Here is a 16416-nt window from a genome sequence, read left to right on the forward strand (position 1 = left end):
CAAGAATGAGTGGTTTGGTACCCGTGCGGTTTCTGGCGACCTGGGGTTTCACGGAAACTGCGGTACCAAACCCCCGAATTCTGCCGATAGTCGGGTACCAAACCTGCGCATTTTGACGTCCTGCCGGGCCGAAGTGCCGAGGGCGCTCGGGTTGGCGCCCCTACGCTCGGCGGCGATGGAGGCGCAGGGCGAGCCATGCGCAGGCCGCGCCCAGGACCGTCAGGGCAACAAGGGCCACCAGGGCCTGATCGCCCGTTTTGGGCAGTAGGGTGTACCAGCCGCGGCCGCGGCCGCGGCCGTCGTCGGTGCCATCGGCATCTGAATCTCCTGAATGCGGACCATCCGGATCGTTTGGGTCATCGGGATTACTCGGGCCGTCGGGTTGTTCGGGCTTCACGGGATCGATCGGATCGTCGGGCCCGTCGGGATCGTCCGGATCGTCGGGGTCATCGGGACCTTCGGGGTCGTTGGCGTCTCCCATTCCCAGCACGACGACAATCTGGTGATTTCCCTGGATGTTTTCAAGCAAGAGGCCGTCCTCGCCTATCAAGTCGGGTCGCTCCACGCCGTCGACGATCACCTTCGCCACATGAAAGCCCTCGCCTACGGTCCAGTGTACTTCGCGGTCGGCACCCGCCGCCACCGATCCTGTGCCCGATACAGTGCCCGGGCCGCCTTCAATGCTTACACTCACCTGGTACCACTGGTCCACTGCTTCGTCGCGACTGAACTCGACATGGACGGTGTGGTCGCCTTCGATGTTGGAGAAGTCCACTCCACCGGCGTCAATCAGGTCGGGGCGCTCCTCGCCATCGACCACCACACGCACCACATGTTGTCCCGCCTCGGGCGACCAGGTTACCCAGTGATCGGCGCCGGGCCGCACGAGTGCCGAATCGCCCGCCGTACCACTGCCCTCGTAAGTTACGTCCACGCGCCACAGGTCAAGTTCCACTTCCACCTCGACACGGTGGTTCGCCTGCACGGCAGAAAATCCCCAGTTATCCAGTTGGAGCGATTGGTCCACTCCGTCAACGGTTACCCGCTTCACGCGCCAGCCATCGGCGGGAGCCCATTCCACTTCGCAGTCGGTGCCGGGGCTCACCGTGGCCGAACCCGTAATGGTGCCCGGGCCGCCCACAATGGCAGTCGCCACCGTGAACCGCAGATCGTTCGGGTCGGGGAACACTACATGCACGGTGTGGTCGGCCGCTAGCTCGTGGAACGAAAGACCGCCGGCGTCGATCAGGTCGGGGCGGTCCACGCCGTCCACGGTCACTGATAAGGGAGCCACACCGCCCATGCCGGCCCAGGTCACTCGATGATCGGCTCCCGCTTCCAGGGTGGCCGACGGACCCGCGCTGCCAGCGCCTTCGCTCGTTACCTCAATGTGGAAGAACAAAGGGCTCGGAGGTCGCTCGCCGGCATGCACCATCACCACGACGGAGTGGTCGGCGTTAATGGCGTCGAAGGCCACCGACGAGGCGTTCAGCAGGTCGTCGCGAATCACCCCGTCGACGGTAACCGACGACACGTAATGCCCGGCGGGCACCGTCCAAGTGACGGTGCGGCTCTCTCCCTCGGCGATGCCGTTTTCCGTCGGTGTGATGGAGCATCCGTCGGTCGCACCCGCCAATTGGGTGCGCACGGTGTAGCTTACGTCCTCGCCTTCACGGGCGATGCGCACCACCACCCTGTGGTTGTCTTGAACGTTCTCGAACAACAACGACGAAGCATTGATCAGATCGGGGCGCTCATCACCGTCAACCGTGACCGACACCACGTGCCAGCCCTCTTCGATGGACCATTGCACCTCGTGGCCGCTGCCCAGCGGGGCGCGGCCCGACCCTGAGGTCTCGCCCGGACCACCCTCCAGCGCGATGGAAACGTCGCGCCACTGGTCGTCCTCGGGCGGGTCTTGGCTGAAGCGCACGTGCACCTGGTGGTTGCCGCGAATATCGGTAAGAACGATCTGCCCGGCGTCTATCAGGTCGGGACGCGCCACGCCGTCCACTAGCACCTCCAGCACCTCGTGTCCGTCGTCGGGCTCCCAGGTAACGGGGTGCGTGGCACCTCCAGCCACAATGGCCGAGGCACCCGCCACGCCGTTGCCAGTGTACGACACGTCTACGCGCCAGAAATCTTCCACGAGCTCGACCACAACATCGTGATCGGCGTTAAGGGAGGTGAAATCCAGCGAACCGACGCCCGTGTCGGCCAAGTCTTCGCGCTCGGCGCCGTCCACGGTCACACTCTTCACACGCCAGCCTGCTGCAGGGATCCACGCCACCGATGCGTCGGAACCAGCTGCGTACACGCCGGCTCCGGTGATAGAGCCGGGGCCTCCGGTGATGCGCGCTGTGACAATGAAGGTCTCGTCGGCGCTTTCGGGGAACACGACGTGCACTGTGTGGTGCGCCCCGATGGCCGCGAAGGCCAAACTGCCCGCATCCAGCAGATCGGGTCGTTCAACCCCGTCCACCTTAACGGAAAGGGGAAGGACCCCGCCAGCGCCGCTCCAGGTGACCGTATGACTGCCCCCGGCGCGTACGTTGGCCGAGGGACCGGCGGTGCCCGCGCCCTCGAAGGTAACCGCTACCAGATAGAACGGATCCACATCGGGCCCTTGCTCGCTGACTACGACGACCACGGTATGGTCATCGCTCAAGTTCTCGAAGGTGAGCGATCCGGCGTTCAACAGGTCGTCGCGCACCACCCCGTCTACGGTCACCGAGCTGACGGTATGGCCCGGCGGCATCGTCCACGTTACGGTGCGATCCTCTCCGTGGTGGATGCCCTCCTCGCTGGGAGTGATGAAGCCGCCCGGTGCTCCGATTAGGGCCGTTTCGATGGACACGGCCCGCTCGGCCAGAATCACCTGCACCAGGCAGTTCGTAGTGATATTGCTGAGGGCCACCGATGCCGTGGCCGGATCGAGCTTGGTGCGCTCGGTGCCGCGCATCACGATAATGGACTGAATCTCGTAACCGGACCCCGCGCTCCAGTTCACCGATGCGTTGCCGCCGGGTGCCACGGTAACCGACGGGCTGATGGTGCCGCGGCCGCCGATCAGCTCGGTGCGCACCATCAAATTGGGCGGATCGGTGGGCTTGCGCTTGCTGTCGATGAACTCCACCTCTACGGTTTGGTTCTCCTGGATGTTCTCAAGCAGTTGCTGCGAAGGCCGCGGCTGGGTGTAGGTGGGTGTGTCCAGGTTCTTGTCGAAGATCACCACGCCGTTCACCTTCACGTAGTTCAAGATGGCACCGTTGGTGGCTGCCCAGGTCACGGTGTGGTTGTCGCCGGGTTTCACGGTGGTTGAAGAGGAAATGGTACCCGGGCCGCGCACAATGGTGCGCACTTCCAGACGGTCATCGGGCACGGGGGTCGTGCGCACCTCCACCAGGTGATCGTCGTCTATGCCTTGGAAGGGGATGGTGCCCGAGGGCGCCGGCGCGATGGGCACGCCGTCGATCAGCACCTCGGCAATCTCGCGACCGGCAGCTACTTGCCACGACACTTCGTGGCTGGCGCCGGCGTCCACGGTGGCCGTGGGCGTGAGGCTTTTCACGCCGGCATCGCCCTTGGTGGCGATGGTGAAGGGGCTTTCCGTCGGCGGATCGGCCGGATCACCGAAGGCCACGAATACTTGGTGGTCGGCGTCGGCCACGGGCAGCACCAGCTTGCCCGACACGATAAGGTCGTCGCGTACCACGCCATCTACCATCACGAAGCGCACCACTTTATCCTCAGCGGGAATCCAACCCACATAGGCGGTTTTATCGCCGTAGTAGCTGGCGGTGGTGGTGGGGTTGGCCGTGGAGGTAAGCCCGGTGTCGGCGCTGGTGATGCCCGCTATGCCATTGCCTGACGTGGACACCGTGACATCGTACTTGGGGCGGTCGGACGAGGTGGTGCACGACGCGTTTCCCAACGAGTCCAGCTGGAAGCTGGCGTGCGCGCCGTTCTTGTCGACGAAGATGCCCCCCACGGTAGCGGTGTTGGTGTAGGTGGTGTAGCTGGCGCTGCCCTTGGCGGTGCCCTCGCAGGTTACCTCAAAGTAGCCGCCCTTCTTGATCTGCGCAGTGGAGGTGGCGCGCACAGTGAGCGTGTTGCCGCTGATGTTCACCACTTCGAAGTTGGACGACGAACCCGACGAGGTAACGTATCGCGCGTTCACCGAGGACCGGTCGATATTGGCGAAAGCCGGCAACGTGATGGTGAAGGTGGCTCCCTGAAGCCCCAGATCCTCCTGCTTCGATACGTTCACCGAGTGCACCGTCGCCCGCAGCCGGTCGCCGGCTTCGGCGTAGTCGCGCGTAAGCAGATAGCCGGGATCGTTGGAGGCATAGTGCTTCGTGCGGTTGGCAACATACATGGTGGTCTTGAATTCTGGCACGATAATATCTACCGCCAACCCCAACGCCGAAAGGATAGTGGGGTTGTTTTTCGTGTCGATGTTGACCACGACACGCTGCTCGCCACCGGACAGCTTCATAGACCCGCTGTTGTTGGGGTTGTTGATGGACATAACGGTAAGATCAGTGTTGCAGGCATAAAAAGGTTTATTGGCGTCGACCGTGTAGTGGCCTTTGTTGGTGATGGAGGGGCCAGGGTTTTGGGCAACGTTCTTGCCGTCAATGTCTACGTGGAACGAGAAGAAGGTGCTTTCGGGACGGAAATTGGATGAAGGAAACGACATCTTAGAATAGTACGAAGTTTTGTCGGTGTAGTACTGGAAGTACTGCTTACTATCGAGCCAATCGCTGCCGTCGTTGGAAACAAGGGTTTCGCCGGTGGGGCCGGGCGCTACATACAGGCCGCTGCCCGAAACTTGGGCAGTGGCGCTGGCTCCCTTTGAAACGTCCGTACCGCCGAGAACGAGCTGAAGCTGCCTTGTCGGAAGTGCGACATCTTCTTCGATGGCGATGATTTTCCACGAGCCGAACATGTCTCCTGTAACGTTCTTGGTGGTGTTGCCGGCCATGTTCATGTAGGGAATATTGATCCCTGTGTAGGTGCCGTATCCTTGGCTTTTTACGAAGCTGGTTACATCAAAGAACGTGCTGTTGCGCTTGTCTCCATCGTGGTAAACCGTTGAGGGATAGTAACGGTTGATGGTGCCCTTGGGGCCCTTGAGGCTTACTCCGTAGGTGGCAAGAGGATTGGTGCTCCTGTTGGTCAAGCGCTTGTTGGGCACGGTGGCAGAGACGATCAAATAGGCTTTGTAAATTTTGCCCGTAGAGGATCGTTGCGCCAGGGTTGATGAGCTGGAGTTTGTACGGACGGCTCCATCGCCCCAACTCCATCCGACAGGTTTGGCAAAACCAGGATTGACAGCGGCTTCTGCGGTGGTATCGCTGTGAAGCGCTCGTCCCCACAGACTGTCTCCCTTGCCACGAACATTGGTGTTGCCGCAGATATTGAAACGGTATCGGCCCGTTAGGTTGATGGTATAGCTGAGTGAATTGGAGAAACTGCAGTTGTTTGGGCTGCCGATGGTGGCATTGGCTGCTCGTGGTGTGGCGGCGAGGACTGCGCTGTCGGCGGCTGTTGCTTGGGCAAGTGGCTGTGGAATAACGGGGGTGCCCAGAAGAGGTGTGAGCGCCGAGGGGTTTTCCTCGGTCGTTTGGCTCTGTAGGGGAAGGGACGCAAGAAGCGATGACAGGTAGGTTACCGTGCCATCCGAACTCGACCCTGAAATCGTTTCAGAGGCGGTGGTGTTGGCAGCTAAATTAGCGGCTGCCCCCCCCCTCGTTGATTTGAGGGGTTTGCGGCGATGCGAAGGCCGGCACCAAACCGGCTGCAAGCAGCGCGGCCACGGCAATCGAGATGACGCCCTGGCGAACCTTGCGCGAAGAACCCAAAGGTGAACGCATGAAAACCAACTCCCGTACTGTCTCTCTCGTTTTAGCTTGGGTTGTACGTAGTAACTTTCCATTTAGCAGTACACAGCCCTTTTTGTCAACGGTTTTCTCGCCGCGTACTGTGAGGAAGGCTGTTAAGTTGGGGCGGCAGACCGTGGGGTACCAAACTTCAGGTTTCTGCCGGTGCGTGTCGGGGGAGTCGGCAAGAATGAGTGGTTTGGTACCCGTCAGGTTTCTGGTGACCTGGGGTTTTGCGGAAACCACGGTACCAAACCCCCGAATTCTGCCGATAGCCGGGTACCAAATCCCTGAATTTTGCCGCTGGCCGCAGACGGCCTGCCGGGCCTTGCCCTGTCGGCGGGGGCGGCCCTCCTCGTGGGCGCTTACGGCGTGCCAAGCGTTGTGGGTGTTTGCGGCACGGGTGCTGAGGTGGGCTATAATGGGCCGCTGGGTTGCCCCGCCGGTTCCGATTGAAAGGCTGTCCATGAACATCAACAAGGCGATTCTGCATGTGTTCGACTTCGTGTCTTGCGTGAACGTGTTCGCTCAGACCGAGATGGATTTGGGCAACAAAACGGCGAAGCGCTACGTGACCAGCCAGGCCAAGCGGGCTGTGGGCAATCTGGACAGCAAGCGCGGCACGTTCGCCGAGAACAGTCTGTTCGCGGACGAGCTGCGGGCCTATTTCCGCGGCGAGCGCGATTTTGTAGAGCTGTCCCAGCACATCGGCGAGTTCATCGTGGGCGAGTTGTCGCGCATGGAAAAGACGCCATCCACCGACCTGCTGGTCATCGACTTCGAGGGCGACCTGGACCAAACGGTGCGCGAAATGACCGACGAGGAGGCCGAGGCTGCATTCAAGGGACGTGGCACACGCTATTTCGCCATCATCTTGCTGGAAAGCCGCCAGGCTTATATGCACGAGGTGGGCAGCAACGACTTCGGCGACACTGCCACCACCATCGCGCGCCACCATGCCATCCTGCCGAACCCGTCGCAGAAGGTGGCGTCCTTCGCGCTCATCGATGGCGACTCTATGGCCGTGTGGTTCGTGGACAAGGAACGCGACATTGCCGGCGAGAAACGCTGGATCATCCCCGACGGGCTGCTGCAGTGCTCCATGGAGGCTTCCAGCAAGGAAGTGCTGCAGGCGGTGACCACCGTGGTGGAGGAAGTGGCCGAGGAGTTCGGCGCCAACACGGCCGTGGCGCTTTCCAAGGCGAAGGCCTATGTGGCCGAGAACGCCGACCAGTCCGACGAGGTGGACGCCTACGATTTAGGGCGCGAGGTGTTCGCCGACGAGCCGGTGCTGCAGGAGCGTTTCGACCGTGCGGTGAACGAGGGGGCCATTCCCGAGCGCGTGACGGTGGAGAAGGCTGTGGCCAAGCGCGTGACGCGCAACCACAAGATTCGCACCGACACGGGCATCGAGCTGACGTTCCCCGCCGAATACGGCGAGAACCCCGACTTCATCGAGTTCTCCAGCATGCCCGATGGTCGCATCGAGATTGCGCTGAAAAATATCGGCGCTATCGAGAATCGCTAGGGGCGTCGGAACTAGTCGTCCAGGTTCTCGGTGCCGTAGTCGTAGGTGCGCGGTTTGCGGGGATGCAGGGTGACGTCGAAGGGCAGCGCGCCCTCCCGCAGCGCCTGCTTCACGAACACGTTGACCGCGGTGGTGAAGCTCATGCCCAGCTCGTCGAACATCTCGTCGGCCTGCTTCTTCAGCTCGTCGTCGATGCGGATGGTCACGTTGGAGTTCGCCATGAATCTGCCTTTCAGTGGGAATATGATATAAGACAGTGTACACCTTCCTGTGTATTCCGTGCACATTACTCATGGCGGTCAGCACGGCGGCCTGGGTGTTACTGTCGCGAGAGCTTGGGAAGAGGCCTCGCGTCGGCCGCGTACCGCTCGCCTTAGCGGCGCAAATTGCCGAACAGGCCGCGCATGAGCTGGCGGCCGGCCTCGCGGCCGATCTGGCCGATCACCGAGTTCACCGTTTTCGCCATCTGCTCGCGCTGCTTCTGCTCGGCCTTCGCCGCACGCTCAGCTTCGCGTTCTACCTCGCGGGCGGCCCGCTCTGCCTCCTTCTGGGCGAGCGCCGCTTCCTTGGCGGCCTGCTTCTCGGCGGCCTTCGCGGCGGCATCGGCCGCCCGCTGCGCCTCCTTCTGCTCTTTGGCCTCGGCAGCGGCCTTCTCCTTCTCGAAAGCGGCCCGCTCTGCCTCCAGGGCCTCGCGCTCCTTCGCCAGGGCATCGGCCTCGGCCGCCTCGGCGCGCTCGGCGTTTATCAGCTCGTAGGCGCTCTCGCGGTCCACTGCTTGCCCGTACTTCTCCAGAAGCGGCGCGCTGGCCTCGCGCACGGCCGCGAGGGCTTTCTCGGAAGCGGCCGCCATCAAGCATTCCGGCGGCAGCACCTTCGCGCGCTCCACCACCGAGGGCTGGCCCTCCTCGTTCAGAAACGACACCAGCGCCTCGCCCGTGCCCACTTCCAACAGGGCCTCCTCGGCGTTGAACGCGGGGTTCTCGCGGAAGGCCTGGGCCGCGGCGCGCACGGCCTTCTGCTCGGCGGGAGTGTAGGCGCGCAGGCCGTGCTGGATGCGGTTCGACAGCTGGGCCAGCACCTCGTCGGGGATGTCGGCGGGCGACTGGCTGATGAAGTAGAGTCCCACGCCCTTCGAGCGGATGAGCTTCACCGTCTGCACGATCTTGTCGGCCAAGGCGCGGGGCATGTTGTTGAACAGCAGGTGCGCCTCGTCGAAGAAGAACACGAACTTCGGCTTGGCGGCATCGCCCACCTCGGGCAGCGTCTCGTACAGCTCGCCGAGCATCCACAGCAGGAACATGGCGTAGATGCGCGGGCTGGCCATCAGGCGTGCGGCGGCCAGCACGTTCACCATGCCTTGGCCCGCATCGTCGCAGACGAGCCAGTCGGCCAGGTCGAGCGCCGGCTCGCCGAAGAAGATGTCACCGCCCTCGTCTTCCAGCGTGAGCAGCGCCCGTTGGATGGCGCCGATGGACTGGCTGGACACGCGCCCGTAGGCCACTTCCACCTCTTTGGCGTGGTCGGCCAGGTAGGTGAGCATGGCGCGCAGGTCCTTCAAATCGATGAGCAGCATGCCGTGGTCGTCGGCCACGCGAAAGGCCACGGAAAGCACGCCGGCCTGCACGTCGGTCAGGTCGAGCAGCGAGGCCAGCAGATCGGGTCCCATGTCGGACACGGTCACGCGCACGGGAATGCCGCCGTCGCCCAGCATATCCCACAGGCGGGTGGGACAGCCCTGGGGCTGCCAGCCGGCGGCGCCCAGCTTCTCGGCTCGCTCGCGCAGGGCGGCCGTGTCCTCGCCGGCTTGGGCGATGCCGGTCACATCGCCCTTCACGTCGGCCATGAACACCGGCACCCCGGCGCGCGAGAAGCCCTCGGCCAGCACCTTCAACGTGACGGTCTTGCCCGTGCCCGAAGCGCCCGCGATGAGCCCGTGGCGGTTGGCCTGGTTCAGCAGCAGATAGCAGGGGTTCTCGCCCTGGGCCACTTTGATGCGATCGTTTTCCAACATGGGAGCCTCGCTTTCGTGGGCGACGGAGTCTTGCCGCCATGCTACGCCTCCTGCGCCGGGCGGTCGGCGCGGTGGGGGATTTGTCAACGGCCTGTGGAGGCGGCCTCGGCGCACCCTCCGTTCGGAAAAGCCTAAGGCTTGCGAGGGCCGCGCAGGGGTAGAATCGTTCCCGATCGTTCGGCGAAAGGAGCGAACCTCATGACGGCAACGCAACTCTACCAGCGCGAGGGCGCCTACATCCCCCGCGTGGCGGCTATCCACGACCTGTGCGGCTACGGCAAGTGCTCGCTCGGCGTGGCCATCCCCGTGCTTTCCGCCGCCGGCTGCGACGTGTGCCCGGTGCCCACGGGCCTGTTCTCCAGCCACACGGCCTTCCCCGGCTGGTACATGCACGACACCACCGACATTTTGGGCGACTATCTGGCGGCCTGGGCCGGCATCGGCGTGGAGCTGGACGCGGCGTACTCCGGGTTCCTCGGCGCGCCGGAGCAGGTGGACATCATCCGGCATGTGTGGGACACCTACCCGGAGGCCCTGCGCGTGGTGGATCCGGTTATGGCCGACCACGGCAAGGTGTATCCCACCTACACGCCCGAGCTGGTGACGGCCATGTGCGAGCTGGCCAACGGCGCCGACATTCTCACGCCGAACCTCACCGAGGCGGCCATCATCTTGGGCCGCGAGTGGGAAGGCGCCGACGTGGACGAGGAAACCGTGCGCGCCATGATGCTGGAGCTGCGCGAGCGCGGCGCGAAGAACGTGGTGCTGAAGGGCATCGAGCACGGCGACGGGCTCATCCACAACTACGTGTGGGGCGACTCGGTGGACTTCACCGAGACCACCAACGCCAAGCTGCCCTACATGCTGCACGGCACCGGCGACGTGTTCGCAAGCACGCTTCTGGCCGCGGTGATGGCCGGGCGCGACCTGGCCGAGGCCACGCGCTTCGCCGCCGACTTCACGGCCGACGCCATGGTGGTGTCCGCCAAGCAGCCCGACTTCGAGGCCCGCGGCGTGAGCTTCGAGCCTTTGCTGGGCAAGGTGTCCGACCTTCTGGGGTAAGCCCGATCGCAAGAAGCGCCCCGCGGGAGGGGCGGGGCGCTTGGAGGGGAGGGTAAGTTTTGAGGCGGGCGGTCTAAAGGCCGCCCCTACGGAAGGGTTGCGGTTGAGGGGCTCTTGCCGTCCGTCCCCTCGTAGGGGCGGGCTTCAGGCCGCCCCTCAACCCGCGTAACTCCTCCGCTCGGCGACTCGGATCCTAGTTCGCGGCGGCGTGCTTGCCGGCCACGCGACCGCTGGTCATGGCGTTGCCCATGTTGTTGCCGGCCGAGGGGCAGTTGTAGGCGTTGCCGTAGCGCTCGCCCATGGTGTTGCCCACGGCGTACAGACCGGGAATCACCGCGTTCTTGTCGGCGGTCAGCACCTGGTAGTTGCCGTTCACGCACAGGCCGGCCAGGGTGTTCAGGCCGGGGCCGTACAGGTTCGGGGTGTTCTGGGCGGCAATGTAGAACGGGGCCTCGTCGATGGGGATGAGGTTGTTGGCCGGCTTGCCGAAGTCGGTGTCCTTGCCGGCGGTGCACAGCTCGTTGTAGCGCTCCACGGCGGCCTTCGCGTTCTCCAGGGCCTCGCCTTCCAAACCGGCGTTCTTCAGCACCTCTTCCACCGTGCTGCCCACGAACACGTCGTTGGTCATGGCCATGCCGCGGTTGGCGATCTCCAGCCCGCGTACGTTCACGGTGCCGGCCGCCGGGTCGGCGGCGTCCATCTGGGCCTGATACTCCTCGATGCCCTCGGGGAAGCCCCAGTTGGGAGCGCCGTGGTCCAGACCGCCCGCCTGGATGTACTGCATGTGCTTCTTATCCATGATGGCGAAGTTGCCGCGCATGGCGCCTTCCGGATTGATGGGCTGGCGCACCGACTGAGCCAGCACCAGGCCGGCGAACGACTCGTTCATGAAGCGCTCGCCCTTGCAGTTCAGCCACAGGCAGGGCGTGGAGCCCCAGGGGCCGAAGGAGATGGAGGGGGCGTCGCCGGCCACGGGGCGCGGATGGCTCTCGATGGCACCGCCGGCCCAGCAGCCCATCTTGTGGCCCGAGCCGTCGCAGTCGGTCATGCCGGTCAGCATCTCGCGATCCACGCCGTGGCGCATGGCGTTCTCGGCGCACTCGCTGCACAGCTCCCACACCATGTCGGTGTTGGCGCCGAAGTCGCCGGTGGCCAGGATGACGCCCTTGGCGGCGTTGAACTGCACGTAGTTGCCGTCGGCGTCCTGGGCGATAACCCCGGTCACGGCACCGGACTCGTCGTTTACGCAGCGCACGGCAGTCATGCCGCAGTTCCATACGGCGCCCAGGTCCTCGGCGGCGTCGCGGCAGTAGGTCTCGATCTCAGTCAGGCGCGAGATGCCGGTCAGGCCGGCCTTGCCCACGGGCTGGGCGTTCTGCGTGCCCACGGTCTGCACGGTGGAGGCCCACATCTTGTAGCCGGAAATCTCCACCGGGTAATCGGAGCCGTTGGGCTTGTCGTAGGCGATCTGCACGATGCACTCGTTGCCCGCGTAGTCGAACACGTTGGAGGTGTCGGGGATGAGCGACGCCAGGTTGTCCATCATCTCGCCGGAGTTGTACACGAACGAGCGGATGACCTCGGTGTTGCAGCGGCCATTGGCGCGGCGCACGTACTCGTTCACGATCTCGTCCAGGTCGTACGGACCGAAGCCCCAGCTCTGCAGCAGCTCGGAGTTGTAGGAGCAGATGTCGTCGCCGCGGTAGACGATCTCGCCGTCGTTGTGCTTCTCGATGACGGCCACCTTCGCGCCTTGCTGGGCCGCGGCCAAGGCTGCCTGGGTGCCGGCATGGCCGCCGCCGACCACGACCACGTCGAAGTCCTGGGTGTCGGCAACATCGGCGATCTCGGGGGCGGCGCCCAGCCAATCCTCGTCGCACATATAGAAGTCGGGGCGAGTGGCGGCAGTGCCGGTGGTGCTCAGCTCGCCGGTGGCGGCGGCTTCCGTCTTCGCCTGGGGCGCGCAGCCGGCCAGACCCATCACGCCCAGCACGCCTGCGGCACCGGCACCCACGATGAAGTTCCTACGAGACAGTTCCATGATTCCCTCTCCTTATCAATCGACTATCGGAATCGGCAGCGCGACGGTTGAAGCTGGCCTCGCTGCGGGTTGCGCAGCGGCGAATCCGTTGCGCTGTGCCCATCATGCCGCGCCGACCCGCGCGCTTCCATCCGAAAAAGCGTCGATATTTGCCGTCCGAGGCGGCTGGAACGCCTCAACGCTTTTACGTATTTTCTCGTTGAGAGTCGGTGTTTTCCCAGGTGAGGCAACTTGTGGGGAATAATCTTGAGCAAATGCCTGGTATAATGCCCCGAGCATTGCCCCCCTTGCGGGCGTGGGCGGTGATTTGGGAGTGGGAAGACCCGTGCGCGGGAACCGCGGCGTGAATACGCGCGGTTCGGCAATTGTCGCATGGGAGAGGGAGAGGCACATGATGGCGAAGTCCTTTGCGGCGGGCACGAGGCCCCAGCCGTCCCGTGGGCTGTTGGTCCTGCTGGTGTTGGGGCTGGCGGGACTGTTCTCGTCGTTGCTCATCTATTCGGGAACCGTCATCGGCTTTTTGCGGTTCCCCGTGTTCAGAATCGACGCCACTCCGGTGGGCTTCATGGGATTGTTTGCCGAGACTACGTTGCTCGTGGGCACTCTGGTGGGCATCGCGTTGGTGGCGGTGAGCATTCGGCGCATTCGCTCCATCCCTTTCACCGCTTTGGGAGCCTGTGCTGCCGTGGCGTATTTGTGTTGCGCCCTGGGCTTCGGATTCGCGTGCTACTTTGCCGTGGATGTGCCGGCGGTATATCCTTTGCTGGGTGTTGCCGCGGGTGTGGCCGATAGCGGCCTGGTGCTGGTGTGGGGGCGTGTGTGCGCCCGGCGCCTGCCCATGCGCTTGGCGCTTGTCGTGGTGGGCGCGGCCTCGGCGTTGTCGGCGGGGATTGATTTTCTGTACGGTTGTCTGCCGCTGGAAGGTATGCTGGCCCTGCTGTTCGTGTGTTCGGCCCTGGCAGCCGTGATTCCCCTGGCGGTTCACGAACCCCAGGTGGTGGAAGAAGTTGTCGATTCCGAAAGTCTTCCAGCCGCGGTGCCCGACGTGGCGGAAGAGGGGCGCGTGGTGCTCGGGTCGCGCCCGGCCTTGGCATCGTTGTTCGATGTGGCGGGGATGTCCAGCTTGGGGTTGGTGGCGTTCGCCTTTGTTATGGCGGTGATGCGCACGGCCTTCAACGAGGGCCAGGGCGCGTATCTGGGGGCCTTGGCGTTGTCGGGGGTGGGCATCGTGGCCTTTGCGCTGCTGAAGCGCGGGCCGTTCCTGCTGCCCGGCGGCCTGCAGCAGACGTTCCTGCCCATGTGCGCCCTGGTGGTGCTGGCGGGCGGCAGCATCACGGCTACGCTGGATGCTGGAGCGGCGGTGTCGGACTGGCTGACCTATGGGTTGTACTCAGTGGCCGCCGTGCTAACCTTGGCCACGCTGTGCGCTGTGGCCCATGCAGGGGAGTTCTCGGCCGACCTGGTGTTCTCGGTGGCGCTGTGCGCGTTTTGCGGTGCGTCGTTCATCGGACAGCAGGTGGGCGGGGCGCTGCCCGACGAGATGATTTCCGTAGCTGTTACCATCACTACCACGTTGTATGCCTTTGCGCTGGTGCTGGTGTCCTATGTGCGCCGGCGGTCTGAGGCGCGGGGTGCTTTGTCCGAAGTCGATGATGCCTTGCCAGCGCAGGATGGAGCTGCCTGGGGCATCGGGCCTGCCGATGACGTCGCCGCGAAAATGGGCGCCGCTCCTTCTTCCGATGCTTCGGGTGCGTCCGTTGCCGCGGAAGCCGCCAGCTTGGCGCAACGGTGCGCTGCGCTGGCCGACGCTCACAGCCTGACGGCCCGCGAGCGCGAGATTCTGCCGTATCTGGCTGAGGGGCACAATGGGTCTTACATCGCCAGTGTGCTGTTTATCTCACCGAACACGGCCCGTACGCACATCCACAACATCTACCGCAAGCTGGACGTATCTTCCCGCGAGGACATTCTGCGGCTGACACGATCAAAATGATTGACGACTGCTCTCGGTTGCCATAGAATGTCATACGTCAGACATTCTTGATGACAGGAGGGGTTCTATGAGCAGAATGGTTTCCGCGCGCATCCCCGACGCCCTGTTCGACCAGGGCTGCGCTCGCTTGGAGGAGCTGGGGGCAACCCAGACCCAGCTCGTCAAGGCCGCCTTCGATTATCTGCTGGCGGAGCGATCCCTTCCGCATTCGCCGTCGGGTAAGAAAAAGGCGGTTCGGAAGGAACTTTCGCCCGAGCAAAGGCGGCTGCTCGCAGCCAAGCTGTCGTCGTGCCAGCTGGGCATCGACATCCCTTCCGATGTGGCCTATGCCAAGAGGGTGGCCCACCAAGCGCGGGAGGCCAAGTATGAAGCTGTTTCTTGACACCAACGCCCTTATCGATTTAACGGCGCCGCGGGAACCCTATGCCTCAGATGTGAGACGGCTCTGTATCGCCGCCCATTTCGGAGACGTTCAGCTCTGGACGACCACGCAATCTTACGCTGACGCCTACTATGTCCTATGCCGAAGCGCCTCAGAGTCAGAGGTCAGGCAGGCGCTTATTGCGACACTGGAGTTCTTTCTCGTTTCGGGGACGTTCGCTGCCGATTTGAAGCCGGCGCTCCAATCGGAGTGGCGTGATGTGGAAGACTACCTTATCGCCCATGCGGCCTTGCGCAGCGGCGCGGAGCTCTTTATCACGCGCGACAGCGAGTTGGCGGATAAAAGTCCCGTGAAGGCGATGACCGCAGCAGAAGCTTTGCGCTACTTAGAAGATGAGCTGGGACTCGTGTACGACGAGATTTCGCTGACACCCGAAGAATAAGACCGGAACGTTCCGAGAAGTTTGGGATGCTGTTTCTTTTAACAGGCGAGGTGCGAATAGGGAAGAAGCGCCGGCTGGAGTCGCTGGTGGCGGAACTGGCCCGACATCGCCCGCATCGCTCCCAACGACGAATCGCACGCCGCTGTTCTGGCAGCGTTCGAGATCTAGAGCCCCTCTCTCCGATCCGTGCCGCACCTCCCATGCATAGCGGCCGCCTGTCTTTCTCTCGAGACCTGCTTGCCCGGGATCTCTCTGCCTTACAACAATGAAAGCCGTTTGGCAAGGCGCGGGCGCGGGGAAGGGGCTATACTGACTTCAGACAATTTCGATACAGGAGGTATCTTATGACGGAACCGCAACTCGACCCGAATCAGCAGGCGGCCAGTGCCCAGCCTTATCAGGCGGCCCCGACCGCTGCGGCCCAGGGCGCTTACGATGCTTGTCAGGCGCAGCCGGGCGCTGCGGCGCAGAACCCCTACGGTGCCACGCAGGGTCAGCCGTATCAGCAAGCGTATCAGCAGCCCTATCAGGCCACCTACGAGCAACCCCAGGTGTCCTACCAGCAGGTGTATGCCCAGCCCGTGGCCGCCGCGGCGCCGGCACAGCTGTATCCCATGACCGACACCGACCGCAACCTGCGCCTGGTGGCCTTCATCTTCTGCATCCTGTCGTTGGTGGGCTCGTGCTGGCTCATCATTCCGCTGGCGTGGATGATTCCCATGTCGGTTATCAGCTGGGGCATCTACAAGGGCACCAAGGCCAACACCGTTGCCTTCGACGTGTGCACCCTCATCTTCTGCTCGCTGGTGGCCGGCATTCTGCTGCTCTGCTCGAACAAGGACCGTTAAGCTGCCCGTTTGCGGCCTTTCAACCTCGTGACCGTTTATGTATCCCAAGGCGCGCCGGAGCCAACTGGTTCCGACGCGCCTTCGCGTTCAAGGGCGAAACTTCACGTCTACACCAGTTCTCCAGCCAGTAATCCTCGAAAAACACGATTGGAAATCCTCGAAAAACACGATTGGAAATCCTCGAAAAACACGATTGTGCTATGATTCACGATAATGAACTGGAG

Annotated in this window: 10 protein-coding genes; 6 read left to right on the forward strand and 4 right to left on the reverse strand. The window is 63.5% G+C overall.

The window, feature by feature from the left end:
• Nucleotides 1-160: 160 nt before the first annotated feature.
• Nucleotides 161-5185: a hypothetical protein gene (locus VIN30_RS02030; RefSeq protein ID WP_338208878.1), complete on the reverse strand. Its 5025-nt coding sequence runs from the start codon at nt 5183-5185 to the stop codon at nt 161-163.
• A gap of 1166 nt (nt 5186-6351) precedes the next feature.
• Here VIN30_RS02030 and VIN30_RS02035 point away from each other — a divergent pair.
• Nucleotides 6352-7413, forward strand: a complete 1062-nt coding sequence (locus VIN30_RS02035) for a nucleoid-associated protein (protein ID WP_338208879.1) — start codon at nt 6352-6354, stop codon at nt 7411-7413.
• Nucleotides 7414-7424: 11 nt separating this feature from the next.
• Here VIN30_RS02035 and VIN30_RS02040 read toward each other — a convergent pair whose 3' ends face one another.
• Together VIN30_RS02040 and VIN30_RS02045 are read right to left on the reverse strand one after the other, a co-directional pair.
• Entirely contained in the window at nt 7425-7634 is a 210-nt protein-coding gene (locus tag VIN30_RS02040) for a type II toxin-antitoxin system RelB/DinJ family antitoxin (protein ID WP_338208880.1), read from the reverse strand.
• A 152-nt stretch (nt 7635-7786) separates the two neighbouring features.
• Entirely contained in the window at nt 7787-9424 is a 1638-nt protein-coding gene (locus VIN30_RS02045; protein ID WP_338208882.1) for a helicase HerA-like domain-containing protein, read from the reverse strand.
• A 198-nt stretch (nt 9425-9622) separates the two neighbouring features.
• Between VIN30_RS02045 and VIN30_RS02050 the strand changes: the two genes are divergently transcribed.
• On the forward strand, nt 9623-10486 hold the full coding sequence (locus tag VIN30_RS02050; protein WP_338208884.1) for a PfkB family carbohydrate kinase: 864 nt from the start codon (nt 9623-9625) through the stop codon (nt 10484-10486).
• Between the two features lie 193 nt (nt 10487-10679).
• Here VIN30_RS02050 and VIN30_RS02055 read toward each other — a convergent pair whose 3' ends face one another.
• The gene (locus VIN30_RS02055) at nt 10680-12527 is read right to left on the reverse strand and encodes an FAD-binding protein (protein WP_338208885.1); all 1848 of its coding nucleotides are present in this window, start codon (nt 12525-12527) and stop codon (nt 10680-10682) included.
• 391 nt (nt 12528-12918) lie between these two features.
• Here VIN30_RS02055 and VIN30_RS02060 point away from each other — a divergent pair, with 391 nt between their 5' ends.
• From VIN30_RS02060 to VIN30_RS02075, 4 genes are all read left to right on the forward strand, one after another.
• The gene (locus VIN30_RS02060; RefSeq protein WP_338208886.1) at nt 12919-14520 is read left to right on the forward strand and encodes a helix-turn-helix transcriptional regulator; all 1602 of its coding nucleotides are present in this window, start codon (nt 12919-12921) and stop codon (nt 14518-14520) included.
• A gap of 67 nt (nt 14521-14587) precedes the next feature.
• Nucleotides 14588-14902, forward strand: a complete 315-nt coding sequence (locus VIN30_RS02065; RefSeq protein WP_326424971.1) for a hypothetical protein — start codon at nt 14588-14590, stop codon at nt 14900-14902.
• Nucleotides 14886-15344 (forward strand): type II toxin-antitoxin system VapC family toxin, encoded by a 459-nt coding sequence (locus VIN30_RS02070; RefSeq protein ID WP_338208887.1) that lies wholly within the window; start codon nt 14886-14888, stop codon nt 15342-15344. Before VIN30_RS02065 ends, VIN30_RS02070 begins: the two co-directional genes overlap by 17 nt.
• Before the next feature lie 344 nt (nt 15345-15688).
• Nucleotides 15689-16192 carry a hypothetical protein gene (locus tag VIN30_RS02075; RefSeq protein WP_338208888.1) on the forward strand — a complete coding sequence of 168 codons (504 nt, stop codon included), beginning with the start codon at nt 15689-15691 and terminating at the stop codon, nt 16190-16192.
• Nucleotides 16193-16416 lie beyond the last annotated feature (224 nt).

Source organism: Adlercreutzia wanghongyangiae (assembly GCF_035989245.1).
GTDB classification, from domain to species: Bacteria; Actinomycetota; Coriobacteriia; order Coriobacteriales; family Eggerthellaceae; genus Adlercreutzia; species Adlercreutzia wanghongyangiae.

Bases quoted from the DNA above. Each gene is read 5' to 3' on its own strand.
- VIN30_RS02070 (WP_338208887.1), top strand. From the start codon at position 14,886: ATGAAGCTGTTTCTTGACACCAACGCCCTTATCGATTTAACGGCGCCG.
- VIN30_RS02055 (WP_338208885.1), bottom strand. From the start codon at position 12,527: ATGGAACTGTCTCGTAGGAACTTCATCGTGGGTGCCGGTGCCGCAGGC.
- VIN30_RS02075 (WP_338208888.1), top strand. From the start codon at position 15,689: ATGACGGAACCGCAACTCGACCCGAATCAGCAGGCGGCCAGTGCCCAG.
- VIN30_RS02065 (WP_326424971.1), top strand. From the start codon at position 14,588: ATGAGCAGAATGGTTTCCGCGCGCATCCCCGACGCCCTGTTCGACCAG.
- VIN30_RS02060 (WP_338208886.1), top strand. From the start codon at position 12,919: ATGATGGCGAAGTCCTTTGCGGCGGGCACGAGGCCCCAGCCGTCCCGT.
- VIN30_RS02045 (WP_338208882.1), bottom strand. From the start codon at position 9,424: ATGTTGGAAAACGATCGCATCAAAGTGGCCCAGGGCGAGAACCCCTGC.
- VIN30_RS02050 (WP_338208884.1), top strand. From the start codon at position 9,623: ATGACGGCAACGCAACTCTACCAGCGCGAGGGCGCCTACATCCCCCGC.
- VIN30_RS02040 (WP_338208880.1), bottom strand. From the start codon at position 7,634: ATGGCGAACTCCAACGTGACCATCCGCATCGACGACGAGCTGAAGAAG.
- VIN30_RS02035 (WP_338208879.1), top strand. From the start codon at position 6,352: ATGAACATCAACAAGGCGATTCTGCATGTGTTCGACTTCGTGTCTTGC.